Consider the following 26,092-nt stretch of genomic DNA (forward strand, 5'->3'; position numbering starts at 1 on the left):
GGCGGCTCAGACCACCGTCACCGGGTGGGCCACCACCGCGCCGAACAGGTAGCCCTCCCGGTTGAAGACCGACCGCTCGGGCTGGGTGTTGCCCCGGCGGTCCGTCGCGCGGGCGCGCAGCTCGTACGGACCGGGCCGCTCGGGGCGCCAGTCGATGCTCCAGCGCGTCCAGCCGTCGGCCCGCGGCTCGTCGCGCAGCTCGGCGCGCCGCCAGGTCCGGCCGCCGTCGGCGCTCACCTCGACCCGGCGCACCGCCGCGCTTCCGGACCACGAGCGCCCGTGCAGCCGGTGCTCGCGGTCCGCCGCCAGTCGCGCTCCCGCGGCCAGCTCGAAGGCGCTCTTGACCACCTGCGTGGTGAGCGGCTCCCCGCCGCCGACCGGGTAGTCCGGGCCGAACATCCGGTAGAAGTCGGTGTTCCACGGCGAGTGCAGCGGGTGGTCGGCGACCTCCATGCTGCCCACCCACTTGATCGAGGCGATGCCCACCCAGCCGGGCACCACCAGCCGGGCCGGGGCGCCGTGGTCCGGGGTCAGCGGCTCGCCGTTCATCTCGTACGCGAGCAGCACGTCGTCCAACGCCTTGGCGATCGGCAGCGGGCGGCGCACCGGGCCGTAGTCGGTGCCGCCCGCGACGAAGTCCGGGTCCAGGCCGACCGGCAGCACGTCCACCGCCGCCCGGGTCAGCCCGGCGGCCCGCAGCACCTCGGCCAGCCGCACGCCCCGCCAGCTCGCCGAGCCGACGCCGCCGAGCGTCCAGGGCGTGCCCGGGACGGGCTGGTTCTGCTGGCCGAGGTAGTAGCTGCGGGCGTTGCCGGCGCACTCGATCAGCGCGCTGATCCGGGTGGACGGCAGCTCCCGCAGGTCGTCCAGGCCGAACTCGACCGGACGCTCGGCCGTCGGCGCGCCGCGCAGCCCGCTGCCGAAGAGCTTGAGGCGCCAGGTGTCCGGGTCGATCAGCGGGGTGCTGGTGTGGTTGCGGACGAAGAACCGCTCCACCGGCACGTGGCGGCCGACGACGGCGTCGCCGTCGGCGTCCCGGAAGGCGTCCCAGCGCATCTCGGCGTTGGTGCCGCGCGGCACGAACCACTCGGCGGGCAGCGGTTTGACGATCCCGGGCACCGGCCTGGGCACCTCCTCGGCGGCCGCCCGGCCCGCGGCGAGCAGCGGGACGGCCGGGATCGGCGCGGCGAGCACCCCGGCGGCGGAGACCATCCGCAGCAGCGTCCGGCGGTCCACGCCGTCGGCGCGGCCGCCCTCCGGGGCCGCCCGCCTCGCGGCGGTGCGCCTCGCGGCGGCTTGCGCGGGGGCGGCTTGCGCCGGGGCGGCCTGCGTCGGGACTGCCTCGTTCGGGGTGCGGACCTCGTCGTCCATGAACGGCGTTCCTTCCGTTTCAGCGTAGGCGGTTCGGCGGTGCGCGCGACCGCGGCCGGGGTCCGCGGGCCGCTCCCGGGCAGGCTCGCGATCCTCGGCTTGACCTTCTCACCGGTGTGAAGTCCTACCGTTCCCGCTGTCGGCGAAACCCCAGCCCGCAGAGGAGCAACCCATGTCAGCCACCCCGCTCGCCCGGATCGTCCAGGGTTCCGGTCCCGGACTGCTGCTCGCCCACGGCGCCGGCGGCAGCGCCCGGGACAACTGGGGCCCGCTGCTGCCCGACCTCGCCGCCCACCGCACCGTCGTCGCCCCCGACTACCCCGGCTCCGGCGACAGCCCGTACGAACCCGGTGAGCCGAGCCTGGACGAACTGGCCGACCGGCTGGTCGCCGCCGCGGACGAGGAGGGCCTGGACGCCTTCGACCTGGCCGGCTACTCGCTCGGCGCCGCCGTCGCCGTCCGCATCGCCGCCCGCCACCCCGGGCGGGTCCGCTCGCTGTTGCTGCTCGCGGGCGTGACCGGGGGCTCGGCACGGATGCGGACGCTCGCCGAACTGTTCGTCGACCTGGCCGACCGGCCGGACGACCTCGCCCCGCTGATGCTCAGCGTCGCGATCGGCCGGAGCTGGCTGGACGAGCTGCCCGCCGAACAGCTCCGCGGGCTGCGCGAGCACCTCAAGTCCCCGGTGCCGGAGGGCTTCCGGCAGCAGTTCCGGCTGGTCGCCCGCGCCGACGTACGGGCCGAGCTGGCCGCGATCGCCGTGCCCACCCTGGTCGTCAGCACCACCGAGGACATGCTCGTCGCCCCGTCCCAGCACCGGCTGGCGGCCGAGGGCATCCCCGGCGCGCGCCTGGCCGAACTCACCAGCGGGCACCTCCCGGTGGTCGAGGCGCTGCCGGAACTGCGGGACCTGGTGCTGGAGTTCCTCAAGGGCTGAACCGCCGTCGGGAACACCCCGGCGACCTGCGGCGTTCGCCCGGTCATGCGCATCGGAGAACTCGCCCGCCTGACCGGGGTGTCCGCCCGCCTGCTCCGCTACTACGAGGAGCAGGGCCTGCTGCGGCCGGACCGCACGGCGGCCGGCTACCGCGAGTACGGCGAGGAGGACACCGTCCGGGTGTGGCAGGTCCGCCACTTCCTCGCGGCCGGCCTGAGCACCCGGATCATCGCCGAGCTGCTGCCCTGCGCCACGGGTCCCGTCCCCGTCCTGGAGGCCTGCCCGGAGCTGCTCGCCACCCTGCGCGGCGAACTCGCCGACCTGGACTCCCGGATCGAGGACCTCACCCGCAGCCGCCGGGCGCTCTCCCACTACCTCGACACCGCGCACGACTCCGGGCGCGATGACACGGCCGACCGAGCACCCGGCTACGGGCACGACTTCGGCGAGGAGCGGGCGGCCTGACGGGACGTAGGTCCCGACCAGGCACCTTCCCGGCGCGCCGTCCCGCCGCTCGCGGAGGGAACTGGACATAGTGCGACATACAGCTTGATTCCGAGCGCGCCGAGCGCGCCGAGTATGTCGAGGGGTCCACACGATGAGCAGCCTGCCGCCCCCGTCCGACCAGCCCGTGAAGGAGCCCGACGAACCCGCCGCGACCCTTCCGGCCGACCGGGCGGTGTTCGGGATCGGCGCCGTCCTGGTACTGGCCGTGGTCGCCTGGGGCGTCTTCGCCGAGGACTCGCTCGGCCGCACGTCCAGCACCGCGCTCGGCTGGGTGCTGCACAACTTCGGCTGGCTGTTCGTGGTCGCCGCCGACGTCTTCCTGGTGCTCACCGTGCTGCTCGCGTTCAGCCGCTTCGGCCGGATCCGGCTCGGCCGCGACGACGAGGAGCCCGAGTTCTCCGGCCTCGCCTGGATCGCCATGATGTTCAGCGCCGGCATGGGCATCGGCCTGATGTTCTACGGCGTCGGCGAGCCGCTCCAGCTCTTCGCCACCCCGCAGCCCGGCTCCGGCCTGGAGCCGCAGAGCGCGGCCGCCGCCCAGCAGGCCCTGGAGTTCTCGCTCTTCCACTGGACCCTGCACCCGTGGGCGATCTACGCGGTCGGCGGCCTGGCCCTCGCCTACACCACCTTCCGCAAGGGCCGGGGCAACCGGATCTCCGCCGCCTTCGTCCCCCTGATCGGACAGCGCGGCGCGGACGGCTGGGCCGGGCGGACGATCGACCTGCTGGCCGTGTTCGCCACCGTCTTCGGCTCCGCGACCAGCCTCGGCCTCGGCGCGCTCCAGGTCGCCGACGGGCTCGGCTACATCTCCTCCGTCCGCAACACCCAGAACGCCCAGCTGGTCATCATCGCCTCGCTGTCCGCCGCGTTCGTGGTCTCCGCGTTCTCCGGGGTGCACAAGGGCGTGAAGTGGCTGTCCACCGCGAACGTGGTACTGGCCTCCCTGATCATGGTCTTCGTCTTCGTGTTCGGCCCGACGGTGTTCGCCCTGGACGCGATCCCCTCCTCCGTCGGCGGCTACCTCTCCGACCTCCTCGGGATGTCCACCCAGACCGGCGCCTTCACCGACGAGAGCTGGCTGGGTTCCTGGACGATCTTCTACTGGGCCTGGTGGCTCTCCTGGGCGCCCTTCGTCGGCACCTTCATCGCCCGGATCTCACGCGGCCGCACCGTCCGGCAGTTCCTGCTCGGCGTGCTGCTGGTGCCCAGCGGGGCGACGGTCGTCTGGTTCTGCGTGATGGGCGGCACCGCGATCCGGCTGGCCACCACCGGCGCGGCCGACCTGGTCGCGACCATCCCGCAGGGACCGGAGGCCTCGCTGTTCGAGATGCTGCGCTCGCTGCCGCTCGGCTCGGTGACCAGCGTGGTCGCGGTGCTGCTGGTGATGACCTTCTTCATCACCAGCGCCGACTCGGCCTCGCTGGTGCTCGGCTCGCTCTCCAGCCGGGGCTCGCTGCATCCGCGCACCTGGCTGGTGGTGGTCTGGGGCGTGCTGATGGGCGGGGTCGCGGCGGCCCTGCTGCTGGCCGGCGGGCTCACCGCGCTCCAGAACGCGACGATCCTGGTCGCGCTGCCGTTCGTGGTGGTGATGCTGCTGCTCTGCGTCTCGCTGGTGAAGGAGCTCCGCGCGGACCCGGCCGCCGGACCGTCCCGCTTCCACCCGCCGCACGGGCTGCGGGACGCCGTCCGGGAGGTCGTCGGCGAGTCCGGCACACGCCGCTGACCAGCGGGTACGCCCCGCCCGTCGGAGGGTGGGGCGTATGCGGCCCAACCGACGCCCAACCCCCGCCCGGACTTCACCCGCGCGTACCGACCGTTCACACCGCCCTGGAAACCTCCCTGTCATGAACGCCAACCCTCAGGCGCCCTACCAGGAACCGCGCTTCCCCCTGCCCCAGCGGCACCGCCGGCTCCTCGCCGCCACCGCCGTCCTCGCCTCCATCGCCCTCGGCACCCTGGGTGTGGGCGCCACCGTGGAGACCGTCGACCACGGCCCCCTCGCCAGCGCCTCCGCCGGCAAGTAGCACCCGCCCCACCCGGCACCGCGGTCCGTCCCGGACCCGGTGCTTCTTACTGCCCGCCCGCTCCAGGGCCGCGCGGCCGGCGCGCTGGGCGCCACCGGCGCGCCCGCCGTCACGTGTGTCGGAGCGCCCGCCCTCACAGCCGCCGGTGCACCCGCCGCTACGGCCGCCGTCACGCCCGCTGTTGGGCGCGCGGGCCGGCCGGGGGCGGGATGAGCGGGCCGGGGCGGGAGTGGCGGCCGGTGCCCGGGGTGGGGTGGAGGTCGGGGGCCGGGGCGTAGCGGGCGGCCGGCGGGCGCAGGCGCCAGGCCGGGGGGCGGGTCGGATGGGGGGTGGGGGCGATCAGGGCGAGGCGGTGGAGCAGGTCGAGGGCGTCGCGCCGCAGGGCGGTGCGGTCGGCGAGGTAGCGGGCCGGGAGGCCGTACTCGTCCGCGATGTCACCGAGGACGCCGTCTATCAGCGCGTCCGGGATCGGGACGTCGCCGCTCACCGTCTCGCCGGGCAGCGGGCGGACGTCCTCGACCAGTCGCTCGACCAGCAGCAGGGCCGCCTGGGAGAGCGTCCCGGCGCCCGGCAGGGCGAGGTCGGTGAGTTCGGCGGCCGGGTCGAGCAGGGCGACGCCCTCGGCCCGCAGTTCGGCTTCCAGGCCGAGGAACTCGGCGACCACCGCCGGGCCGCTGAGCCGGTGCTCCCGCAGCCAGGCGCGGTGGTCCTCGGGGAGGTCGGCGGCCAGGACGGCGGGCGTCTCGGCGAGCAGGCGGCGCACGGCGGTGGCGGGCTCGGCCTCGGCGGCCCGGCGGATCAGGTCGGCGGCGTCGTCGGCGAGGGCGGGCGGGCCGGCCGGGACGGCACGGGCGAGTTCGCGGTCCACGGTCAGCACGAAGGAGTCGTCGGCCGGGTCGGACGGCAGCTCGCCGAGCACCTGCCAGCCGGCCAGCGCGGCCAGCGCCATGGCGAGGTCGGCCGGTTCGGCGGCGAGTTCGGGGGCGGCGGCGGCCATCGCGTCGAGCAGCCGCCGGTAGCCCAGCTCCTCCGGCGCGTCAACCAACAGGGCCAGCGCGAGCGCGAGTTGGGCGTACCCGGCCGGGGTGAACGGCGCGCCGGTGACGGGGTGTTCGAGGCGGCGGGCGGCGCCGGGGCCGAGGCCGGCCTTGCAGAGCCGGGCGTGCCAGGGGCCGACCACGAGGCGGTAGCCGAGCAGGGCGTCGAAGCGCTCGGCGAGCCAGTCGCGGTGACGGCGGATCAGCGGGAAGCCGTCGGCGTGCGGGCCGGAGGCGGTGACCAGCGGGTGGGCGAGCAACAGCCGGGCGGCGATCCGGCGTTCGGCCGCCGGAAGCTCCTCGGCGGAACGGTCGTGCGCCACCAGGGCGAGCGGAGCCACCCGGGTGCGTTCGGGCCTGCGGTGCCGACCGGGCCCGCCCGGCTTGGCACCTGACCGCACGACGGGCAGCGCGGCGTCGTCGCGCCGGGCACGGCGCAGGCCGCCCTCGGTGCGGTCCTCGCGGGGGCGTACCGGCATGGCGCAGTGCGCGGTGGGGCCGTGCCACCAGCTGACGCCGGGGTCGGCCGCGGGCTCGGCGGCGGCGCCGAGGTGGCGGGCCGGGTAGAGGCCGAAGGAGGCCGTGCAGAGGTCGTCGGCGGTGCCGGGGGTGGCGGCGGCGAACCAGTGGGCCAGGCGCAGCAGTCCCGGGTCGGGCGAGAGCGTCACCCCGGCGGCCTGCGGGCCCGGTACCCGCGGATCGTCAGCACCGCTTCCCGTGGCCGCCCCAGGTGCCCTGTCAGCGGGGCCTGCGGCGGGACGGGACCCGGCTCCGGCACCGGCGGCGGGAGCTGCCCCGGGACGGGCGCCGGGAGCGGTACCCGGGCCGGCGTCAGGACCAGCGTCAGGACCGGCTTCGCGTACGGCGAGGACGGCGTCGGCGGTTGCCCGTCCTGCCCCGCCCATGCGCCCGTCCGGCCTGCCGGCGGCCACCCGGGTGGCGCCGACCGCGTAGTCCTGCTGATTCATGTCGAGGTCCAGCCTAGACGGTGCCCGGGCCACCCGTGGGCAGCAACGGCCCTCCTGAGGAACTCTCCGCAGGAGCCCTCGAAGCGGGCCCCCGCGCTCCGCTCACCGGCCCCCCGTCATCCGCCGCGCCCCACCGGGGTTACGCGCCGGTAACCGGCTCTTCCGCCGCCGGTCCGGCTCCTCTAGGGTCGGTCCGAAGCAGCGGACCACCGAGAGGCGCACGCATGACCGTCCGTACCACCGACCGGGCCGGCCTCGCGGCCCGGCTGCGCTCGGCCACCGGCCTGCTGGGCGGCTTCGCGGCCACCTCGGCGGCGCACCTGGGCGCGATCGCCTCCGGCGCCTCGGTGCTCCGGAACGCCACCAAGCCGGCCCTGATGCCGCTGCTGGCCGCGCACAGCGTGGCGGCGGCCAGGCAGGCCGGGCAGGAGGCGCCGAAGCTGCTGGCACCGGCGCTGCTGCTGAGCGCGGGCGGGGACGTGCTGCTCCAGCTGAAGAACGACCCCGCGTTCCTCGCCGGCATGGGCTCGTTCGCGGCGGCGCACGTCTGCTACGTGACGATGTTCGTCGAGCGCGGCGCGCTCAGCGACCGCCGCCGGGCCCTGGTGGTCGCGGCCGCGTACGCGACGGCCTGGGTGGCGCTGGTCGGGCAGCTCTGGCCGGACCTCGGCGACCTGCGCGTCCCGGTGGCCGGCTACAGCCTGCTGCTCGCCTCGACGGCCGTCACCTCGGCCGGGCTGGGCTGGCGGACCGGGCTGGGCGGGGCGCTGTTCCTGCTCTCCGACACCCTGATCGCCACCCAGCTGGCGAAGTGGCGGGAGCTGCCGGGCCATCAGTTCTGGATCATGGCCACCTACGTGCTGGCCCAGTACCTGCTGGCCGACGGCACGCTCCGGCACCAGGAACGGGCGCACCGCGAGGGCACCGAGCCGCGGCCCGCCTGACACACCACCGCGCCGCCGGTCCCTTCGGGCTCCAGCGGCGCGGCACGGGCCGTGCGCCGGGGCGCACGGCGGCGAGGCCGTCAGGCACCGCGCCTGCGCAGCAGCCAGAAGCCGCCGACCCCGCCCCCGACCAGTACGAGGCCGCCGGCCAGCTCCGCCGGGTTCGCCGCGACCGAGCCGCCGAGGCCGGTCTGCACGGCGCCGTGTGGGGCGACCTGCTGGCTGCCGGCACCGGACTGCCCGAGCGAACCGGCCCACTCCCCCGCCGCCTCACCCCACTCGCCGAGGCCCTTGTCGGGGCTCTTGCCGGCACCCTTGTCGGGGGCGGTGGCGGCCACCGTGGTGACCGTGACGCTGGTCGCGAAGGCCCCGCCGTCCGGGCAGGTGCCGTCGACCTTGCTGTCCCCGGCGTGCTGGCCGGCCAGTCGGGCGGAGCCGCTGTGCTTGCCGTCGGGCCCGAGGGTGAGGGTCGCCGGACCGCCCTCGAAGGCGGCGGAGCGGGCGGTGATGGTCTTGGCGTCGGGCTTGTCCGACTTCTCGCAGGAGACCGTGACCGTCACGGTCTGGCCCGGTGCGGCCTGGGACGGGCTGACCGAGGCCGAGCCGTCCCTGGCCGACGCGAGGGGGGCCGTCAGGCCGGTCAGCGCCGTCGCGCCGATCAGGGCGGCGGCGGCCGTACGCATGGGGCGCATGCCGGAACCTCCGGGATTCTCGGTCGCAGCCGGGGGACTCCATGTCCACGTGGTCGATCGACTGCATCCGGTCATTCACCGACGGTAGGCACCCGCTCCGCGCCCGGCCAGCGCTCACGGCCGTTCGGGTTACCGCCCGTGACTTGGCGTGACGCCCTCGGCGGGGCTCAGAGGTCGAGGTCCACCACGACCGGTGCGTGGTCCGAGGTGCCCTTGCCCTTGCGGGCCTCGCGGTCCACGTAGCTGTCGGTGACGGCGTCGGCGAAGGGCTTGTTGGCGAAGGTGAGGTCGATCCGCATGCCGCGGTTCTTGGGGAAGGCCAGCTGGCGGTAGTCCCAGTAGGTGTAGGGGCGGTCGTACTTGAGCGGGCGGGGCAGCACGTCCTGGAGGCCGATCTCGCCGAGGGCCGTCAGCGCGGCGCGCTCGTCCGGGGTGACGTGGGTGAGGCCCTCGAAGGCGGCGGCGTCGAAGACGTCCTCGTCGGTCGGGGCGATGTTGAAGTCCCCGAGGACGGCGAACGGGCGGGAGCCGGCCGCGTCCTCGGTGGCCGCCTCGCGCAGCGCCTCCAGCCACTCCAGCTTGTACTGGTAGTGGGCGTGGCCGACCTCGCGGCCGTTGGGCACGTAGACCGACCAGACCCGCACCGGGCCGCAGGTGGCGGCGATGGCGCGCGGTTCGAGTTCCGGCAGCAGGGCGCCGTCGGCGAGGTAGCCGGGCTGGTCGGGCAGGCCGCGCACGACGTCCTCCAGGCCGAGCCGGGAGACGATCGCGACGCCGTTCCAGCGGCCGTTGCCGTGCGCGGCCGTCTCGTACCCGAGCTCGCGGACCGCCTCGTACGGGAAGGCGTCGGCCGCGCACTTGAGCTCCTGGAGGCAGAGCACGTCGGGCTTGGCGCTCTCCAGCCACTCCAGGAGCTTGGGCAGCCGCGCGGTGACGGAGTTGATGTTCCAGGTGGCGATGCGGACGGTCACGGCGGGCGGCCTTCCCGGTGTTCGGTGCGGACGGGCATGCGGACGGGGTGGGCCGCCCCTCGCGGGGAGACCCACCCCGAACATACCGCCCGGCACCGACAGGCCGACCCGATCAGCGCGCGGGCCGGACCACCGCGGCCGAGCCGCCGCCGCGCCGCACCGGTTCGGCGGCGGCCACCCAGCGGCCGTCCGGCAGCCGTTCCACGCCGGTGGCGGCGCCGATCTCGCCGCCGTTGACGAAGCTGTGCCCGAGGCCCTCCAGCGCGGCCCGCTCGGGCAGCGCCAGGAAGGCCGACTCGGCCTGGGTCGCGGCGTTGTTGCGCTGGCTGGCGCGCGGCGCGGCGATGGCCTGCTCCAGGCTCAGGCCCCGGTCGAGCCGGCCGAGCAGCACCTGGAGGGTGGTGGTGATGATGGTCGCGCCGCCGGGGCTGCCGGTGGCCAGCAGCGGCTCTCCGTCGCGCAGCACGATCGTCGGGGACAGCGAGGAGCGCGGCCGCTTGCCCGGGCCCGGCAGGTTGGGGTCGGGGACGCCGGGGGCGAGCGGGACGAAGTTGAAGTCGGTCAGCTCGTTGTTGAGCAGGAAGCCCCGGCCGGGGACGGTGATGCCGCTGCCGCCGGTCTGCTCGATGGTGAGCGTGTACGAGACGATGTTGCCCCAGCGGTCGGCGACCGTCAGGTGGGTGGTGTTGGTGCCCTCGTACGGCTCGGCGACGGCCTGGCCGGTGTCGGCGCAGGGGACCGGGTGGCGCGGGTCGCCGGGGGCGAGCGGGCTGGTGAGCGCGTGGTCCGGGCTGATCAGGCAGGCCCGGGAGGCCGCGTAGCGCTCGGAGAGCAGCTGCCTGGTGGGGACGTCGGTGAAGGCCGGGTCGCCGACCCAGCGGTTGCGGTCGGCGAAGGAGATCCGGGAGGCCTCCAGGAAGTGGTGGTAGTACTGGGTGCCGCTGTACGTCGAGACGTCGCCGCCGTCCTCCAGGATGTTGAGCGCCTCGCCGACGGTGGTGCCGCCGGAGCTGGAGGGGGCGATCCCGTAGACGTCGTAGGCGCCGTGGGAGACGTGGGTGGGCGCCTGGTCGCGGACCCGGTAGTCGGCGAGGTCGGTGGCGTCGACCCTGCCGGGGCGGGCGTTGCGGCCGGAGGCCGGGTCGACCGGCGGGTGCTGCACGGTGTTGACGATGTCACCGGCCAACTCGCCCTGGTAGAAGGCCTTGACGCCGTCCTTGGCGAGCAGCCGGTAGGTGGCGGCGAGGTCGGGGTTGCGCAGCACGCTGCCGACCTCGGGGGGCTTGCCGTTCGGCAGGTAGAGCGCGGCGGTGGCCGGGAAGTCCTTGAACCGGGAGTAGTTGTCGGAGGTCTGGGTGCGGAAGGTGGCGTCCACGACGAAGCCGTTGTCGGCGAGCCGTTCGGCCGGTTCCAGGTTCTGGGCGAGCGAGCGGCTGCCCCAGTGGCGCAGCGCGGCGTCCCAGGTGGCGGGGGTGCCCGGGACCCCGACGGCCAGGCCGCTGGTGACGGCGTCGGCGAAGGCCAGCGGCTTGCCGTCCTCCAGGAACAGGCCGGCGTCGGCGGTGCGGCCGGCGGTCTCCCGGCCGTCGACGGTGTGCACCCGGCCGGTGGCGTGGTCGTAGTAGACGAAGTACCCGCCGCCGCCGATGCCCGAGGAGTACGGCTCGGTGACCCCGAGGGCCGCGGCGGCGGCGACGGCCGCGTCCACCGCGTTGCCGCCCTTGCGCAGCACCTCGATCCCGGCGGCGGTGGCGTCGGCGTCGACGGTGGCCACCGCCCCGCCCCAGCCCACCGCCTCCGGCACCTTCGAGGGCGGCGCCACGGCGCCGGCCGGCCCGACACCGGACCAGACCAGCGCGGTGGTGAGCAGAAGTGGTGGTGCGAGACGGGTCAGAGCCCTCATCCGAGTCCTCCTGAGTCGGCGTCAACTCAGTTGTTCCACAGGAGGGATGATCCGACAACCACACCGCGCCGCTACCAGCGAGTAGTTGACGGGGCGACATGGGCCGGGCAGGCGGGCGGGTGGAGGGCGAACAGATGACAGGTTTCAGCGAACAGATAACGTTTTCTGTTCGCTGAAACCTGTCATCCGTCAGCTGTCGGCTGTCAGCTGTCCCTCCCCCGGGTCCCGCTCCCACCGCCCCGCTACAGCGAGCTGCGCTCCACCCGCCGCCGCTTGATCGTCCGGAAGCGGCGCGCCACCTGGCGGGCCAGGTCGGCCGCGCCGACCAGGCCGGCCTCGTTGCCGAGGGCGGCGTGCACGATGGCGGCCTCCGGGCGGAAGCCGCGTCCGGTGAGGGTGCGGCGGAAGGTGTCCCGGGCCGGGCCGAGCAGCAGGTCGCCGGCCTCGGAGACCCCGCCGCCGATCACGAAGCGGCCCGGGTCCAGCGCGGCGGCCAGGTTGGCGATGCCGACGCCGAGCCAGGTGCCGACCTCGTAGAGCAGCTCGGTCGCGGTCGGGTCGCCGTCCTGGGCGGCCTCGGTGACCAGCGGCCCGGTGATGCCCTCGACCGTGCCGCCCGCCCGGGCCAGCAGCGGCTGCACCACCGGCGACTCCTCGGCGACCAGCTCGCGCGCGTCGCGCACCAGGGCGTTGCCGGAGGAGTACTGCTCCCAGCAGCCCCGGTTGCCGCACGGGCAGCGGTGGCCGCCGGGCACCACCTGCATGTGCCCGAACTCGCCCGCCAGGCCGTACTTGCCGCGGTCGACGTAGCCGTCGCGGACCACCGCTCCGCCGATGCCGGTGCCCAGGGTGAGCATCACCATGTGGTCCTCGCCGCGCCCGGCGCCGAAGCGCCACTCGGCCCAGGCGGCCGCATTGGCGTCGTTCTCGACGATCACCGGGAACCGCAGCCGCTCGCTGAGCGCCTCCTGGAGCGGCTCGTTGCGCCAGTTGAGGTGCGGGGCGAACAGCACCTTGGACCGGTTGGCGTCGACCCAGCCGGCCGCGCCGATGCCGACGGCGTGGACGTCGTGCCGGTCGGCGAGCTGGAGCACCAGGTCGACGATGACGTCCTCGACCACCTTGGGGCTCTTGCTCTTGTGCGGCGTGTCCGTGCGCAGCTTCTCCAGCACCTTGCCCTCGCCGTCCACCACCCCGGCGACCACCTTGGTGCCGCCGATGTCGACGCCGATGGTGGGCAGCCGCAGTATCCCGGCGGGCAGGGCGCGGCGGCGGCGCTCGGCGCGCGGGCCGAGGCCGAGCAGGGTGGGCAGGACGGGGGGCCGGGTGCTGCCTTGGGAGCTGGTCACGGCTGCGGACGCTCCTCACGGGGATCGGAATCGCGGTCGTCGGAATCGCGGTCGTCGGAGTCACGGTCGTCGGAATCGCGGTCGTTGGAGTCACGGAAGCCGGCACCGGGACCGGATTCGCCGGGGCCGGTGACGGACGGTCGGGCCAGCTCGTGCGAGAGCTCGGCGAGGTCGGAGCCGCCGGCCATCTCGGTGGTGAGCCGTTCGAGGCTGATCTCGGCGCGCGGATGGCTGCCCGCCATCCGGCCCCGCTTGAGCAGCGTGAAGTGGTCGCCGACCAGGTAGGCGTGGTGCGGGTTGTGGGTGATCAGCACGACCCCGAGGCCGGCGTCCCGGGCGGCGGTGACGTACTTGAGCACCACCCCGGACTGCTTGACGCCGAGCGCGGCGGTGGGCTCGTCCAGGATCAGCACCTTGGCGCCGAAGTGCACCGCACGGGCGATCGCCACGCACTGGCGCTGCCCGCCGGAGAGGGTGCCGATCGGCCGGTCGACGTCCTGCAGGTCGATGCCCATCCGCGCGAGCGCCTCGAGGGTGGTGGCGCGCATCCCGTCGGCGTCCAGCCGCAGGCCGCCCCAGCGGCGCATGCCCTGCTCGGAGCCGAGGAAGAAGTTGCGCCAGACCGGCATCAGCGGGACGACCGCGAGGTCCTGGTAGACGGTGGCGATGCCACGGTCCAGGGCCTGGCGCGGGGAGTCGAGGCGGACCTCCTCGCCGTCCACGGTGTAGCGGCCCTCGTCGTGCCGGTGCAGCCCCGAGATGATCTTGATCAGGGTGGACTTGCCGGCCCCGTTGTCGCCGAGCACGCAGCTGATCTCGCCGGCCCGCAGGGTCAGCGAGACGTCCTGGAGCGCCCGGACGGTGCCGTAGCTCTTGCCGACGCCCTGGAGCGACAGCAGTTCGGCGCCCGGCCCGTCCGTCCTCATGGTGTCCGCCTTCGTCGCGTCCGTGCTCATCGCGGCCCCCGCTCGGCCCGGCGCTTGACGTAGGCGTTCAGCAGCGCGGCCAGCAGCAGCATCGCGCCGAGGAAGAACTTGAACCAGTCCGGGTTCCACTGGGCGTAGATGATCCCCTTGCTGGCCATGCCGAAGATCAGCGCGCCGAGCGCGGAGCCGACTACCGAGCCGTAGCCGCCGGTGATCAGGCAGCCGCCGATGACGGCCGCGACGATGTAGATCAGCTCGTTGCCGACGCCCTCGCCGGACTGCACGGTGTCGAAGGAGAACAGCAGGTGCTGGCCGAGCACCCAGGCGCCGAAGCCGACGCCCAGGTAGAGCACGGTCTTCGTCCGGCGGACCGGCACGCCGACCGCCCGGGCCGCGTCCGCGTCGCCGCCGACCGCGAAGATCCAGTTGCCGAAGCGGGTGCGCAGCAGCACCCAGCTGCCGACGACGAGCAGGCCGAGCCACCACCAGACGGTGGCCTTGACCGTCAGCCCGCCGACGGTCACCTCGGAGGCGAACAGCCAGCGGCAGGCGGCGAAGCCCTCCATGTCGGCGATCGACTTGGTGGAGACGGTGCCGGAGATCGCCTTGGTGACGCCCAGGTTGGCGCCGGTCAGCATCAGGAAGGTGCCGAGCGTGACGATGAAGCTGGGCAGCCTGGTGCGGCCGAGCATCCACCCGTTGAACCAGCCGACGGCCAGCGTGGTCGCCAGCGAGACCAGCACGCCGACCCAGGTCACCGCGGTGAACTGGTAGGAGACCATCGAGGAGGTCAGTGCGGCGGTGGTGACCAGCACGCCGGCCGAGAGGTCGAACTCGCCGCCGATCATCAGCAGCGAGACCGGCACCGCCATGATCCCGATGGTGGAGGCCGCGTACAGCACGGTGCCCAGCGAGGAGACCCGCAGGAAGGGCTCGGCGACGGCGGCGAAGACCAGGAAGACCGCGACGGCGGCGATCAGCGAGCCCAGCTCGGGGCGGGCGAGGAACCGCCGCAGGGCCGCCGGGCGGCCGTCGACCAGGCCGTCCTGGGCGAGGAGGTCGGGGGTGCTCACCTGGTCCCCCTCGCGACGTACTCGGCGAGCGCGTCGGCGTTGTCCTTGGTCAGGATCTGCGGACCGGTCTCGACGGGCTTGCCGCCACCGAGCATGTTCAGGTTGTACTTGTACAGCCAGACCAGGTCGACGCCCGTGTAGCCCTGGAGGTAGGGCTGCTGGTCGACGGCGAAGCCGACGCTGCCGGACTTGAGCCCGGACACCACCTGGGTGCCCAGGTCGAAGGTGTCCAGCTCGATGCCGCGGTGGGCGTCCTGGACGGCCTGGAGGCCGGTCGCGGCCATCGGGCCGGAGAGCGTGAGCACGGTGTCGATGGCCGGGTCGGCCTGGAGCTTGGCGGAGATCGCGGCGCGGGCGTCGGGCATGTCGACGCCGTTGACGTAGAGCACCTGGAAGGCGCCCCCGGCCTTGGACTGGGCGCCGGAGCAGCGCTGCTCCTGGCCGACGTTGCCCTGCTCGTGGATCACGCAGAGCACGCTCTTGCGGCCGCGCGAGGCCAGCTCGGCACCGGCCGCCCGGCCGGCGGTGGCCTCGTCCTGGCCGATGTGGGTGAGCGCGCCGAATTTCTGCGAGTACTCCTGGCCGGAGTTGATGGTGATCACGGGGATGCCGGCGGCCTTGGCCTTGCCGAGGACGTCGGCCATGGCGTCGCCCTTGGCGAGGGTGACCAGCAGGCCGTCGACCTTCTGGTCGATCGCGGCCTGGACGAGCTGGACCTGGTTCTGGGTCTGCGCGTCGTTGGAGTAGAGGAACGTGATGTTGTCCTTGGCGGCGGCCTGCTCGGCGCCCTTGCGCACGGTGTCCCAGAAGGCGTCGCCGGCTCCGGCGTGGGTCACCATGGCGACCTTCCAGCGCGGGGTGGTGACGGCGCCGCCGCCGGTGGCCGCGGCCTTGGCACGGGCCTCCTCGGCGCGTCTGCCTCCGGTACTGCTGCAACCGGCCGCGGTGACGGCGAGTGCCAGGACTGCGCACACCGGCCAGAAGCGGTGGGCCGGGCGAAAGCGGGTGATGCTCATCCCCATAGTCTCCCTGCCCGGGTCGCGCGGGATCGCACCGCCTCGCCCGGCGGCCCGGACGCCCCACCGGGTAAGGTGCCGCGGGGGACCTTTCCTGGTAGTTCGCTGAACATCTGGTCCGGACGGCATCCGTCCGGGTGGCAGACTAGGCGCCGATCCGAATGGGGCTCATCACGGGAAAGTGATGTTCCTCTCAGGTTCCGCACAGATTCGGACGGCAACCGATCACCGGTCCATCACCGTCTGATGCCATTGACGTGCGTTCGGGCGAGTGGGGCCCGGGCGGCGTGCGACCCGGATACGAGAACTCGATGGAACTGACAGGTACGCCATTCCTCCTCCTCACCGTCATCCTGGTGCCGGTGTCCATCACAGTGGCGTTGCTGTTCTGGGGCAAGGTCGGCGGTCCGCGGCCGGTGCGCTACCTCACCCGGATCGTCATGATCATGTTCTGCCAGGTCACGGCCGTCCTGATGGTCTTCGTCATGGTCAACAACGCCAACCTGATCTACGGCAACTGGGACGACCTGCTCGGCACCGGCAACCACGTCCGCGCGGTGCCCGTGGTGGCGCCGGTGGACCCGGTGGCCACCCCGGGGGCCCCGAGCGCCGACGCCGCCAAGGAGCCGCCGAAGATCAAGCAGAGCTTCGGCGGCGTGAACGACCCGCTCGTCCCGAACGACGTGCAGCGGACCGAGCTCAAGGGCCAGGTGTCCGGCGTCGACGGCGAGGTGCTGGTCTGGCTGCCGCCGCAGTACAACGACCCGGCGTTCAAGGACAAGAAGTTCCCCGTGGTCGAGCTGATCCCGGGCTACCCCGGCTCCTCCTCCACCTGGTACGGCACCCTCAAGGTCTCCGAGCAGCTCAAGCCGCTGATGCAGCAGGGCAAGGTCGCCCCCTTCATCCTGGTCTCACCCCGCACCAAGCTGCTGAACAACCAGGACGCGGGCTGCACCGACATCCCCGGCAAGATCAACGCCGACGCCTGGGTCACCCGCGACGTCCCGCAGATGGTGCTGGACAACTTCCGCGCCGACCCGTCCGCGGACCGCTGGGCGATCGCCGGCTACTCGGCCGGCGCGCACTGCGCGGCCAAGCTGTCGCTGGCCCACCCCAACCGGTACCGGGCCGCCATCGCGATGTCCGGCTACAACGACCCGGCGCAGGAGCCGGACTCCCTGGTCGGCAAGGACGCCAAGCTGCGCGAGGCCAACAACCCGGTCAACATCCTCAAGACCGCCGCGCAGCCGCCGAAGGTCGCCCTGCTGGTCAGCGGTTCCAAGGGGGACGGCTACGAGGACGGCGAGGCGATCCGCGCCGCGGCCAAGGCCCCGACCACCGTCCAGGTCGAGGAGGGCTCCGGCCCGCACACCACCGAGCAGTGGAAGAGGATGGTCCCGACCGCCTTCCAGTGGCTGACCTCGGTCATCCCGGTGCAGTAGGCGGCGCGCAGGAGCGAGCCGTACCGGAAGGGCCCGCCGCGACCACGGTCGCGGCGGGCCCTTCCGGCTGTCCGGGCGCGGCGTCAGGCCAGCTCCAGCGCCAGGTAGAAGTCCACCCGGTCCTCCAGCCGGGAGAGGTCACGCCCGGTCAGCTCCTCGATCCGGCCGATCCGGTACCGCAGGGTGTTCACGTGGACGTGCAGCTGCCCGGCGCAGCGGGTCCAGGAGCCGTCCGAGCGCAGGAAGGCCTCCAGGGTGCGGACCAGGTCCGCCTGGTGCTCCAGGTCGTACGCGATCACCTTGTCCAGCAGCCGGCCGCGGAAGGCGCGGCGCACCTCGTCCGGGACGGCGGCCAGCAGCAGCACGTGCGAGGCGAGCTCCTCGGGGCCCGCGACGCAGACCCGGCCGACCCGCGAGGCGGCGATCCGGCGGGCGTGCCGGGCCTCCTCCAGGGCGCCCCGCAGGCCGCCGGCCCCGGACGCGGGGGCGGAGACGCCGAGGGTGATCCGGCCCTCCGGGCCGAGTCCGGCCTCCAGCGGGGCGAGCAGTTCGCGCAGCGTGTCGGCCGGCACCGGGACCTCCGGGGCGGGCACCACCACGACGGCGCCGGTGCCCGTCCCGGCGACCAGGGCGCGGTCGGAGGTGCCGCCGAGCGCCTCCTCCAGCACCGCCCGTACGGTGCCCTCCGGCAGGCCGGTGCCCTCGGCGCTGAGCACCAGCCAGGAGCCCTCCTCCGCCCGGGACTCGGGCTCGGAGCCCGCGTAGCGGGCGGCCATCGCCGAGGACGCGTACAGGGTGCGGCCGATCTCGGCCGGGTCGGCGTCGTGGCGCAGCAGGGCGAGCACCTCGTCGGCGAGCCGGCGGCGCAGCCGGCGGCCCTCGTCGCGGCGGTGGCGCTCGGCGGCGACCAGCCGGGCCAGGTTCTCGGCCAGCTGCTGGCGCTTGGTGGTCCACTCGGTGACGTCGCCGGCCACCGCGAGCACCCAGTCGGCCAGCGGGCAGTCGGACTGCGGGGCGTCGGACTCGGCGGAGGCGGGCGAGGACGCGGAGGCGGAGGCGGGGGCCGGCGCCGGGGCGGGCAGCAGCGAGTAGGTGCCGGCCGCCAGCCGGGCCCGGTGCGGGGGGCGGCGGCGCTGGCGCTGGGCGGCGAGGTGGGCGCGGACCAGCTGGTCGCGGTCCTGGGCGGAGAGCCGGTCGGCGGGGCCGGCGATCACCGCGCCGGTCGGGGCGAGTACCCAGCAGTCCAGGTCGAGGTCGCCGCCGAGCAGGTCCAGCACCGCGTCCAGCCCCCCGCCGCCGGCCGCCGAGACCAGCAGGCGGTGCCGGTCGACCAGCGCGGCGAGGTCGGCCGCGCGGTCGGCGGAGACCTGGCGGCCGATGAACTCGGTGACGGTGCCGAAGGCGATGTCGTCGGGGACGGCGAGCAGCGGCATCCGGTGCCGGCGGCAGGCCTCGACCAGGTCCTCGGGCACCGGGCCGACCTCGGCCTCGCCGGCCGCCAGGGCCACCGCGCCGCCCGCCGCCAGGGTGCGGACGAAGCGCTCGGAGTCGGCCGGGACGGTGCGCCAGAGCATCCCGGTGAGCACCAGCTCGCCGCCGTGCAGGTAGCGGCCCGGGTCCTGGAGGTCCGTCGTCATCACGCCGCTGACCTGCCGGTCCAGCTCTTCCTCGGCCGCGAGCAGGCGCAGTCGCGGGGCGCCGGGGGCGAGCAGGTCACGGACGCGCATCCGCGGACTCCTTAACGGGGCTTGGGGGGAGGGATGAAGGGGTAAACGATAGGGCCTGGCCGAGCGGGCGGGCGTTCCGAGTCCGTGGCCCGCGCATCCGGGCCGGATTACGGTCGTAGGTGGCACCCCGGCGAACACCTGGGCTGCGGGATTCTCCTCCTTAGAGGAACGTACAGGATGCCGGGCGGGCTCACAGCCGGGGCTTCATGCCATCGGTGACTGCCAGTGGGCCGCGTCACAGCGGTTCACTGGGCGACACGCCGCCGGGCACCCGGCGGGCGACGACTTGAGGAGACACCCGCATGGAGTTCCTTCGGCCCGCCACCTGGGACGAGGCGCTCGCGGCGAAGGCCGAGTACCCGACCGCGCTGCCCCTTTCGGGCGGCACGGACGTCATGGTCGAGCTGAACTTCGACGTGCACCGGCCATCCGCGATCCTCGACCTGAACCGCGTCACCGAACTCACCGCGTGGTCCGACGACGGCGGCGTGGTGCGGCTCGGCGCCGCGGTCCCGTACGCCCGGATCATCGCGGAGCTGTCCGGTCCGCTGCCCGGGCTGGCGCTGGCGGCCCGTACCGTCGGATCGCCGCAGATCCGCAACCGCGGCAGCGTCGGCGGCAACCTCGGCGCGGCCTCCCCGGCCGGCGACTCGCACCCGGCGCTGCTGGCGGCCGGGCGGGACGTGTTCGTCGAGGCGGCTTCGGTGCGCGGCACCCGGCTGATCCCGATCGACGACTTCTACACCGGGGTGAAGCGCAACTGCCTGGCGGCCGACGAGCTGATCCGGGCCGTGCGCATCCCGGTGGCGGACGGTCCGCAGCAGTTCTCGAAGATCGGCACCCGCAACGCCATGGTGATCGCGGTCTGCGCTTTCGGCTTCGCGCTGCACCCGCGGAACGGGACCGTCGGCACCGGCATCGGTTCGGCCGCCCCCACGCCGCGCCGCGCCGTCGAGGCCGAGGAGTACCTCCGGGGCGTGCTCGCCGAACGCGGCCTGTGGGAGACCGGGGAACCGCTGGGCACCGAGGTGGTCCGGCGCTTCGGCGAGCTGGTGAAGGCCGCGGCCTCGCCGATCGACGACGTCCGGGGCACCGCCGACTACCGCCGGCACGCGCTCGCCGTGATGGCCCGCCGCACCCTCACCTGGACCTGGAACGACTACGGCAAGCAGATCAGGAGCGCGGCATGAGGGTCACTTTCACCGCCAACGGCAAGCCGGTCGAGGCCGACGACGTGTGGGAGGGCGAGAGCCTGCTGTACGTGCTGCGCGAGCGGGTCGGCCTGCCGGGCTCGAAGAACGCCTGCGAGCAGGGCGAGTGCGGCTCCTGCACGGTCTACCTGGACGGCGTCCCGGTCTGCTCCTGCCTGGTCGCGGCCGGCCAGGTGCAGGGCCGCGAGGTGCGCACGGTCGAGGGCCTGGGCGCACCGGACGGCAAACTGGGCCTGGTCCAGCAGGCGTTCGTCGACGCGGGCGCCGTCCAGTGCGGCTTCTGCACCCCCGGCCTGCTGGTGCAGACCGACGCGCTGCTGGCCGACGACCCGCAGCCGAGCGACGACGACATCCGCGAGGCGCTGTCCGGCAACCTGTGCCGCTGCACCGGCTACGAGAAGATCATGGACGCGGTGCGGCTGGCCTCGGCCCGCAAGTGCGCGGGGACGGAGGCCGCGGGATGAGCGAGCGAGCGATCCAGGAAACCACCCGGGACGCCCGGACGGTCCGGGGGCAGAAGAACCTCCAGAAGATCCACCAGGCCTCCAAGGACGGCATCGGCGGCTCGCCGCTGCGCCCGGACGGCAACCTGAAGGTCCGGGGCGAGTTCGCCTACTCCTCCGACCTGTGGCACGAGGACATGCTCTGGGGCACGGCGCTGCGCTCGCCGCACGCCCGGGCGAACATCCTCTCGGTGGACGTCTCCGAGGCGCTCACGGTGCCCGGGGTGTACGCGGTGCTGACGCACGAGGACATCCCCGGCTCCAAGTACTACGGCCTGGAGATCCAGGACCAGCCGGCCCTGGCCATCGACAGGGTCCGGCACCAGGGCGAGGCGATCGCACTGGTCGCCGCCGACCATCCGGAGACGGCCCGCCGGGCGGTGCGGAAGATCGCGGTGGAGTACGAGGTGCTCACCCCGATCGTCACCGAGGAGCAGTGCCTCGACCCGGAGACGTACGGGTACGTGCACGAGCCGCACGAGTACAGGTCCCACGCGCACGGCAACATCTGCCACGAGCAGCGGCTGGTCTCCGGCCGCGGCGTCACCGACGAGGTGCGGGCGCTGGCGGACGTGGTGGTCAGCGGCGACTACGAGGTCGGCATGCAGGACCAGGCCTTCCTCGGCCCGGAGTCCGGCCTCGCGGTGCCCGCCGAGGACGGCGGCATCGACCTCTACATCGCCACCCAGTGGCTGCACGTCGACCGGCAGCAGATGGCGCCGGTGCTCGACCTGCCGGAGGAGAAGGTCCGGCTCACCCTGGCCGGCGTCGGCGGCGCGTTCGGCGGCCGCGAGGACCTCTCGATGCAGATCCACGCCTGCCTGCTGGCCCTGCGCACCGGCAAGCCGGTCAAGATCGTCTACTCCCGGGACGAGTCCTTCTTCGGCCATGTGCACCGCCACCCTGCGCGGATGCACTACGAGCACGGCGCCACCCGGGACGGGAAGCTGGTCTACGCCGATGCCCGGATCGTGCTGGACGGCGGCGCGTACGCCTCCTCCTCCCCCGCCGTGGTCGGCAACGCGGCCTCGCTCGGGCACGGCCCGTACGTGATCCCGAACGTCCGGATGCACGCCCTCGCGTTGTACAGCAACAACCCCTCCTGCGGGGCGATGCGCGGCTTCGGCGCCGTGCAGGCGGCGTTCGGCTACGAGTCCCAGATGGACAAGCTGGCCGCCGAACTGGGCATGGACCCGGTCGAGTTGCGGCAGCTCAACGCCGTCCGGCAGGGCGACCGGATGCCCACCGGGCAGGAGATCGACGCACCCGCGCCGGTGGCCGAACTGCTCCGGCGGGCCAAGGAGGCGCCGCTTCCGCCGCCGCTGGACACCGAGCGGCCGGACCTGCGCCGACTGCCCGGCGCGCTGTCCAACACCTCGCACGGCGAGGGGATCGTGCGCGGCGTCGGCTACTCGGTCGGCATCAAGAACGTCGGCTTCTCCGAGGGCTTCGACGACTACTCCACCGCCCGGGTGCGGCTGGAGGCGATCGGCGGCGAGCCGGTCGCCATGGTGCACACCGCGGCGGCCGAGGTCGGCCAGGGCGGCGTCACCGTGCACGCCCAGATCGCCCGCACCGAGCTGGGCGTCGAGCAGGTCACCATCCACCCGGCCAACACCGAGGTGGGGTCGGCCGGTTCGACCTCCGCCTCGCGCCAGACGTACATGACCGGCGGCGCGGTGAAGCTGGCCGCCGAGGCGGTGCGCCGGGAGCTGTTCGACAGGGGCCGGCGGCGCTACGGCTGGACCCACGACGACCTGGCGCTGGCCGGCGGCAAGGTGGTCTCGGCCGCGGCCGGCGTGCTGGTCCCCATCGTCGACCTGCTCGGCGACGAGGCGATCGAGCAGACCCGGGAGCACCACCACCGGCCCACCCAGCCCTTCGACAAGGAGACCGGCCAGGGCTTCGGCCACGTCCAGTACACCTTCTGCGCCAACCGCGCGGTGGTGGACGTGGACGTGGAGCTGGGACTGGTCAAGGTGGTCGAACTGACCGCCGTCCAGGACGTCGGCAAGGCGCTCAACCCGCTCTCCGTGGTCGGCCAGATCCAGGGCGCCTGCACCCAGGCGCTGGGCCTCGCGGTGATGGAGGAGATCATCGTGCGGGACGGCAAGGTGCGCAACGCCTCCTTCACCGACTACCTGATCCCCACCATCCTGGACACCCCGCCGATCCCGGTCGAGCTGCTCGAACTGCCCGACCCCAACGCGCCGTACGGGCTGCGCGGCGTCGGCGAGGCGCCGACCGTCTCGGCGACGCCGTCCATCGTGGCCGCCATCCGCGACGCCACCGGGCTGGCGCTCAACCGGATCCCGGTCCGGCCGGAGCACCTGACCACCGAACAGCCCGGCTGACAGCCGGAGTTCGGCTCCCCCGGGGCGGTGGCCGCCTTCCCGCCGCCGCACCGCCCCGGGGCACCCCCACCCACCCGCTGCCCTGCCCACGCCGGGGTCCGCAGCGGTGCGCACCGCCTCGCACGCCCGCCGGGCACTCCCGACTCCCCGTCGCGCGAGTGCCCCGCCCAGTGAGTCGATACGTCCCCTGCGCCGCGCCGTCGACCGGCGGCCAGGTCGGCTCGCCCACCCCAACCCCCTTTGACACTTGGGAGTGGACATGCCCAGGATCCCCACGGAGCCCGGCCCCACCGAAGACAGACCCGCTGACGACAGCCCCGCCACCGACCAGCCCGCCGGGGACAGGCCCGCCGGGGAGGACCCCGCCACCGACCGGCCCGCCGGGGAGGCCCCCGCCGGCGTCCTGGACGCCTACTTCCGGATCTCGGCCCGGGGATCGACCGTCGCCAACGAACTGCGCGGTGGGCTCACCACCTTCATGGCGATGGCGTACATCATCCTGCTCAACCCGCTCATCCTGAGCGGCGCGGACGCCACCGGCGCGAAGCTGGACCACGCCGCGCTGACCACCGCCACCGCGCTGGCAGCCGCCGTCACCACCGTCCTGATGGGCCTGGTCGGCAACGTGCCGCTCGCCCTCGCCGCCGGGCTCTCCGTCTCCGGCGCGGTCTCCGCGCTGGTCGTCCCGCACACCACCTGGGCGCAGGCCATGGGCCTGTGCGTGGTCTACGGCCTGCTGATCGTGCTGCTGGTGGTCTCCGGCCTGCGCGAGCGGATCATGAACGGCATCCCGCTGCCGCTCAAGCACGCGATCACCATCGGCATCGGGCTGTTCGTCACGGTGATCGGCCTGCAGAAATCCGGCTTCCTGCACACCGGCGGCCCCACCCCGCTCTCGCTCGGCCCGGCCGGGGAGCTGACCGGCTGGCCGGTGCTGGTCTTCTGCGTCACCCTGCTGGCGGTCTTCGTGCTGATGGCGCGCGGCGTCCGCGGCGCGATCCTGATCGGCGTCGCCGGCGGCACCGTGCTCGCGATGGTCGTCAACCGGGTCGCCCACGTGCCGGCCGGGGCATGGCGGAACTCGGTACCGGTCTGGCCCGGCAGCCCGGTCTCCGCCCCCGACTTCAGCCTGTTCGGCCGCGTCGACCTGTTCGGCGCCTTCGGCGGCCACGGCATGGGCGCGATCAGCGCCTCGGTGGCGGTGTTCACCCTGGTGCTGGCCGGCTTCTTCGACGCGATGGCCACCATCGTCGGCGTCGGCACCGAGGCCGGACTGGCCGACCGTCGGGGCCGGATGCCTGGCCTGTCCAGGGCGCTGTTCGTCGACGGCGCGGGCGGCGCGGTCGGCGGCCTGGCGGGTGCCTCCGGGCAGACCGTCTTCGTGGAGTCCGCCACCGGTGTCGGCGACGGCGCCCGCACCGGGCTCGCCTCCACCGTCACCGGCGCCCTGTTCGCGCTGATGCTGTTCTTCTCGCCGGTCGCCGGGATCGTCCCGGTCGAGGTGGCCTCGGCCGCCCTGGTCGTGATCGGCTCGATGATGATGGGCCAGGCGCGGCACGTCGACTGGTCCGACCGCGAGGTGGCCGTCCCCGCCTTCCTCACCTGCGTGCTGATGCCGTTCACCTACAGCATCACCGCGGGCGTGGCGGCCGGCGTCGTCTCGTACACGGTGATCAAGGCCGGGGTGGGGCGCCGGCGCGAGCCCGGGCCGCTGATGTGGATCCTCACCGCGGTGTTCCTGGTGTACTTCGCGATCAGCCCGGTCAGGTCCTGGCTGGGCGTGCACTAGCGCCCCGTAACCGGGCGCCACCGCCGCCGTACGGGATCGTTTCCCGTACGGCGGCGTCTCCCGCTACTGTCGAAACCGTGTAAGGAGCCTCCCCATGCAGGACATCGCCGAGCAGCTGCGGGCCTGGCACGCGTCCGGGCGCTCCTTCGCCGTGGCCACCGTGGTCGGCGTCTCCGGCAGCGCACCGCGCGACCCCGGGGCGGCGCTGGCCGTGGACGCGGACGGCGAGGCGGTCGGCAGCGTCTCCGGAGGGTGCGTCGAGGGCGCGGTGTACGAGCTGTGCCAGGCGGCGATCGCCGACGGCCGGCCGGTGCTGGAGCGCTTCGGGTACAGCGACGAGGACGCCTTCGCGGTCGGCCTGACCTGCGGCGGAGTCCTGGACGTGTTCGTCCAGCGGGTGGTGCCGGGGGCCGACGCCGGGCTGGACGCCGGGATCGCCCACCTCGCGGCCGGCACGCCGGTGGCGCTGGTACGGGTGATCGCCGGGCCGGGCGGGCTGCTCGGGGCCGCGCTGGCGGTCACCGCCGACGGCGTCGACGGCGCGCTCTCCCCGACGCCCTCCACGGTCGGCGGGCTGGAACGGGCGCTCGTCGCGCAGGCCCGGGCGATGCTGGAGGCCGGACGCTCCGGCCGGATCGTGCTCGGCCTGGACGGACGCCCCTGCGACCAGCACGGGCGGGGCACCGTCACCTGCTTCGTCGAGTCGTACGTGCCGGCGCCGCGGATGCTGGTGTTCGGGGCGATCGACTTCGCAGCCGCGGTGGTGCGGATCGGCAGGTTCCTCGGGTACCACGTGACCGTCTGCGACGCCCGGCCGGTCTTCGCCACCGCCCGTCGCTTCCCCGAGGCCGACGAGGTGGTCGTCGACTGGCCGCACCGCTACCTGGACTCCCAGCTCGGCCGGATCGACGGGCGCACCGTGCTGTGCGTGCTCACCCACGACGCCAAGTTCGACATCCCGCTGCTGGAGCGCGCCCTGCGGCTGCCGGTCGGCTACGTCGGCGCGATGGGCTCGCGCCGCACCCACCGGGACCGCGCGGCCCGGCTGCGCGAGGCGGGGCTCACCGAGGCCGAACTGGCCCGGCTGCGCTCCCCGATCGGCCTGGACCTCGGCTCCCGCACCCCGGAGGAGACGGCCGTCTCGGTCGCCGCCGAGATCGTCGCCCACCGCCGCGGCGGCAGCTGCCTGCCGCTGAGCGCCTCGGACGGGCCGATCCACCACGACACGTCGCGAACGGCGACGGAGGGTGACGCGGCCGACGGACCGACTCCCAGTACCCACGCGGCCTGAGCCGAAACGGCTCCGGCGCCGTTCACGTTGCGTGATCACCATCGCGGCGGGAGGCTG

Annotated in this window: 21 protein-coding genes; 11 read left to right on the forward strand and 10 right to left on the reverse strand. The window is 74.1% G+C overall.

What is annotated here, in order from left to right:
• Positions 1–6 precede the first annotated feature (6 nt).
• On the reverse strand, positions 7–1,371 hold the full coding sequence (locus tag ACIQI7_RS24990; RefSeq protein WP_401113439.1) for a sulfite oxidase: 1,365 nt from the start codon (positions 1,369–1,371) through the stop codon (positions 7–9).
• Between the two features lie 172 nt (positions 1,372–1,543).
• On the opposite strand from ACIQI7_RS24990, the gene ACIQI7_RS24995 reads away from it, so the two are divergent.
• From ACIQI7_RS24995 to ACIQI7_RS25010, 4 genes are all read left to right on the forward strand, one after another.
• Positions 1,544–2,308, forward strand: coding sequence for an alpha/beta fold hydrolase (locus tag ACIQI7_RS24995; protein ID WP_401113440.1), 765 nt, complete (start codon positions 1,544–1,546; stop codon positions 2,306–2,308).
• 45 nt (positions 2,309–2,353) lie between these two features.
• A complete protein-coding gene (locus ACIQI7_RS25000) occupies positions 2,354–2,773 on the forward strand; it encodes a MerR family transcriptional regulator (RefSeq protein ID WP_401113442.1) in 420 nt (139 codons plus the stop codon).
• A 133-nt stretch (positions 2,774–2,906) separates the two neighbouring features.
• The gene (locus tag ACIQI7_RS25005) at positions 2,907–4,538 is read left to right on the forward strand and encodes a BCCT family transporter (RefSeq protein WP_401113444.1); all 1,632 of its coding nucleotides are present in this window, start codon (positions 2,907–2,909) and stop codon (positions 4,536–4,538) included.
• 121 nt (positions 4,539–4,659) lie between these two features.
• On the forward strand, positions 4,660–4,839 hold the full coding sequence (locus ACIQI7_RS25010) for a hypothetical protein (RefSeq protein WP_387756736.1): 180 nt from the start codon (positions 4,660–4,662) through the stop codon (positions 4,837–4,839).
• A gap of 169 nt (positions 4,840–5,008) precedes the next feature.
• Here ACIQI7_RS25010 and ACIQI7_RS25015 read toward each other — a convergent pair whose 3' ends face one another.
• The gene (locus tag ACIQI7_RS25015; RefSeq protein WP_401113445.1) at positions 5,009–6,544 is read right to left on the reverse strand and encodes a DUF2398 family protein; all 1,536 of its coding nucleotides are present in this window, start codon (positions 6,542–6,544) and stop codon (positions 5,009–5,011) included.
• 524 nt (positions 6,545–7,068) lie between these two features.
• Between ACIQI7_RS25015 and ACIQI7_RS25020 the strand changes: the two genes are divergently transcribed.
• Entirely contained in the window at positions 7,069–7,788 is a 720-nt protein-coding gene (locus ACIQI7_RS25020; RefSeq protein ID WP_401113446.1) for a lysoplasmalogenase, read from the forward strand.
• A gap of 80 nt (positions 7,789–7,868) precedes the next feature.
• Here the strand turns inward: ACIQI7_RS25020 and ACIQI7_RS25025 are convergent, their stop codons facing one another.
• From ACIQI7_RS25025 to ACIQI7_RS25055, 7 genes are all read right to left on the reverse strand, one after another.
• Positions 7,869–8,480: a hypothetical protein gene (locus ACIQI7_RS25025; RefSeq protein WP_401113448.1), complete on the reverse strand. Its 612-nt coding sequence runs from the start codon at positions 8,478–8,480 to the stop codon at positions 7,869–7,871.
• A gap of 167 nt (positions 8,481–8,647) precedes the next feature.
• A complete protein-coding gene (locus tag ACIQI7_RS25030) occupies positions 8,648–9,451 on the reverse strand; it encodes an exodeoxyribonuclease III (RefSeq protein ID WP_401113450.1) in 804 nt (267 codons plus the stop codon).
• Positions 9,452–9,563: 112 nt separating this feature from the next.
• Positions 9,564–11,354: a gamma-glutamyltransferase gene (ggt, locus tag ACIQI7_RS25035; RefSeq protein WP_401113452.1), complete on the reverse strand. Its 1,791-nt coding sequence runs from the start codon at positions 11,352–11,354 to the stop codon at positions 9,564–9,566.
• A 242-nt stretch (positions 11,355–11,596) separates the two neighbouring features.
• Positions 11,597–12,703: an ROK family glucokinase gene (locus tag ACIQI7_RS25040; protein ID WP_401113454.1), complete on the reverse strand. Its 1,107-nt coding sequence runs from the start codon at positions 12,701–12,703 to the stop codon at positions 11,597–11,599.
• Positions 12,700–13,629: an ATP-binding cassette domain-containing protein gene (locus ACIQI7_RS25045; RefSeq protein ID WP_401113610.1), complete on the reverse strand. Its 930-nt coding sequence runs from the start codon at positions 13,627–13,629 to the stop codon at positions 12,700–12,702. Before ACIQI7_RS25045 ends, ACIQI7_RS25040 begins: the two co-directional genes overlap by 4 nt.
• A 26-nt stretch (positions 13,630–13,655) precedes the next feature.
• Entirely contained in the window at positions 13,656–14,702 is a 1,047-nt protein-coding gene (locus ACIQI7_RS25050) for an ABC transporter permease (protein ID WP_387756743.1), read from the reverse strand.
• A complete protein-coding gene (locus tag ACIQI7_RS25055; RefSeq protein ID WP_401113456.1) occupies positions 14,699–15,718 on the reverse strand; it encodes a substrate-binding domain-containing protein in 1,020 nt (339 codons plus the stop codon). The genes ACIQI7_RS25050 and ACIQI7_RS25055 overlap by 4 nt, the downstream gene beginning before the upstream one ends.
• 362 nt (positions 15,719–16,080) lie before the next feature.
• On the opposite strand from ACIQI7_RS25055, the gene ACIQI7_RS25060 reads away from it, so the two are divergent.
• The gene (locus ACIQI7_RS25060; protein WP_401113458.1) at positions 16,081–17,160 is read left to right on the forward strand and encodes an alpha/beta hydrolase; all 1,080 of its coding nucleotides are present in this window, start codon (positions 16,081–16,083) and stop codon (positions 17,158–17,160) included.
• 83 nt (positions 17,161–17,243) lie between these two features.
• Here ACIQI7_RS25060 and ACIQI7_RS25065 read toward each other — a convergent pair whose 3' ends face one another.
• Positions 17,244–18,887, reverse strand: a complete 1,644-nt coding sequence (locus ACIQI7_RS25065) for a PucR family transcriptional regulator (protein ID WP_401113460.1) — start codon at positions 18,885–18,887, stop codon at positions 17,244–17,246.
• Between the two features lie 302 nt (positions 18,888–19,189).
• Between ACIQI7_RS25065 and ACIQI7_RS25070 the strand changes: the two genes are divergently transcribed.
• The 5 genes from ACIQI7_RS25070 (at position 19,190) to ACIQI7_RS25090 (ending at position 26,035) form a co-directional block, all read left to right on the forward strand.
• A complete protein-coding gene (locus ACIQI7_RS25070) occupies positions 19,190–20,077 on the forward strand; it encodes an FAD binding domain-containing protein (protein ID WP_401113462.1) in 888 nt (295 codons plus the stop codon).
• Positions 20,074–20,562, forward strand: a complete 489-nt coding sequence (locus ACIQI7_RS25075; RefSeq protein WP_401113464.1) for a (2Fe-2S)-binding protein — start codon at positions 20,074–20,076, stop codon at positions 20,560–20,562. Before ACIQI7_RS25070 ends, ACIQI7_RS25075 begins: the two co-directional genes overlap by 4 nt.
• Positions 20,559–22,955 (forward strand): xanthine dehydrogenase subunit D, encoded by a 2,397-nt coding sequence (gene pucD / locus ACIQI7_RS25080; RefSeq protein WP_401113466.1) that lies wholly within the window; start codon positions 20,559–20,561, stop codon positions 22,953–22,955. Before ACIQI7_RS25075 ends, pucD begins: the two co-directional genes overlap by 4 nt.
• Positions 22,956–23,214: 259 nt before the next feature.
• Positions 23,215–24,744 carry an NCS2 family permease gene (locus ACIQI7_RS25085; protein WP_401113468.1) on the forward strand — a complete coding sequence of 510 codons (1,530 nt, stop codon included), beginning with the start codon at positions 23,215–23,217 and terminating at the stop codon, positions 24,742–24,744.
• 94 nt (positions 24,745–24,838) lie between these two features.
• Positions 24,839–26,035, forward strand: a complete 1,197-nt coding sequence (locus tag ACIQI7_RS25090; protein ID WP_401113470.1) for an XdhC family protein — start codon at positions 24,839–24,841, stop codon at positions 26,033–26,035.
• Positions 26,036–26,092: the final 57 nt, after the last annotated feature.

It is taken from the genome of Kitasatospora sp. NPDC092039, assembly GCF_044756065.1.
Classification (GTDB): Bacteria; Actinomycetota; Actinomycetes; order Streptomycetales; family Streptomycetaceae; genus Kitasatospora.

What these genes read in the sequence shown, in the direction of transcription:
- ACIQI7_RS24990 (WP_401113439.1), bottom strand. Translation starts at nt 1,371, where the DNA reads ATGGACGACGAGGTCCGCACCCCGAACGAGGCAGTCCCGACGCAGGCC.
- ACIQI7_RS24995 (WP_401113440.1), top strand. Translation starts at nt 1,544, where the DNA reads ATGTCAGCCACCCCGCTCGCCCGGATCGTCCAGGGTTCCGGTCCCGGA.
- ACIQI7_RS25000 (WP_401113442.1), top strand. Translation starts at nt 2,354, where the DNA reads ATGCGCATCGGAGAACTCGCCCGCCTGACCGGGGTGTCCGCCCGCCTG.
- ACIQI7_RS25005 (WP_401113444.1), top strand. Translation starts at nt 2,907, where the DNA reads ATGAGCAGCCTGCCGCCCCCGTCCGACCAGCCCGTGAAGGAGCCCGAC.
- ACIQI7_RS25010 (WP_387756736.1), top strand. Translation starts at nt 4,660, where the DNA reads ATGAACGCCAACCCTCAGGCGCCCTACCAGGAACCGCGCTTCCCCCTG.
- ACIQI7_RS25020 (WP_401113446.1), top strand. Translation starts at nt 7,069, where the DNA reads ATGACCGTCCGTACCACCGACCGGGCCGGCCTCGCGGCCCGGCTGCGC.
- ACIQI7_RS25025 (WP_401113448.1), bottom strand. Translation starts at nt 8,480, where the DNA reads ATGCGCCCCATGCGTACGGCCGCCGCCGCCCTGATCGGCGCGACGGCG.
- ggt (WP_401113452.1), bottom strand. Translation starts at nt 11,354, where the DNA reads ATGAGGGCTCTGACCCGTCTCGCACCACCACTTCTGCTCACCACCGCG.
- ACIQI7_RS25045 (WP_401113610.1), bottom strand. Translation starts at nt 13,629, where the DNA reads ATGAGGACGGACGGGCCGGGCGCCGAACTGCTGTCGCTCCAGGGCGTC.
- ACIQI7_RS25055 (WP_401113456.1), bottom strand. Translation starts at nt 15,718, where the DNA reads ATGAGCATCACCCGCTTTCGCCCGGCCCACCGCTTCTGGCCGGTGTGC.
- ACIQI7_RS25065 (WP_401113460.1), bottom strand. Translation starts at nt 18,887, where the DNA reads ATGCGCGTCCGTGACCTGCTCGCCCCCGGCGCCCCGCGACTGCGCCTG.
- ACIQI7_RS25070 (WP_401113462.1), top strand. Translation starts at nt 19,190, where the DNA reads ATGGAGTTCCTTCGGCCCGCCACCTGGGACGAGGCGCTCGCGGCGAAG.
- ACIQI7_RS25075 (WP_401113464.1), top strand. Translation starts at nt 20,074, where the DNA reads ATGAGGGTCACTTTCACCGCCAACGGCAAGCCGGTCGAGGCCGACGAC.
- pucD (WP_401113466.1), top strand. Translation starts at nt 20,559, where the DNA reads ATGAGCGAGCGAGCGATCCAGGAAACCACCCGGGACGCCCGGACGGTC.
- ACIQI7_RS25085 (WP_401113468.1), top strand. Translation starts at nt 23,215, where the DNA reads ATGCCCAGGATCCCCACGGAGCCCGGCCCCACCGAAGACAGACCCGCT.
- ACIQI7_RS25090 (WP_401113470.1), top strand. Translation starts at nt 24,839, where the DNA reads ATGCAGGACATCGCCGAGCAGCTGCGGGCCTGGCACGCGTCCGGGCGC.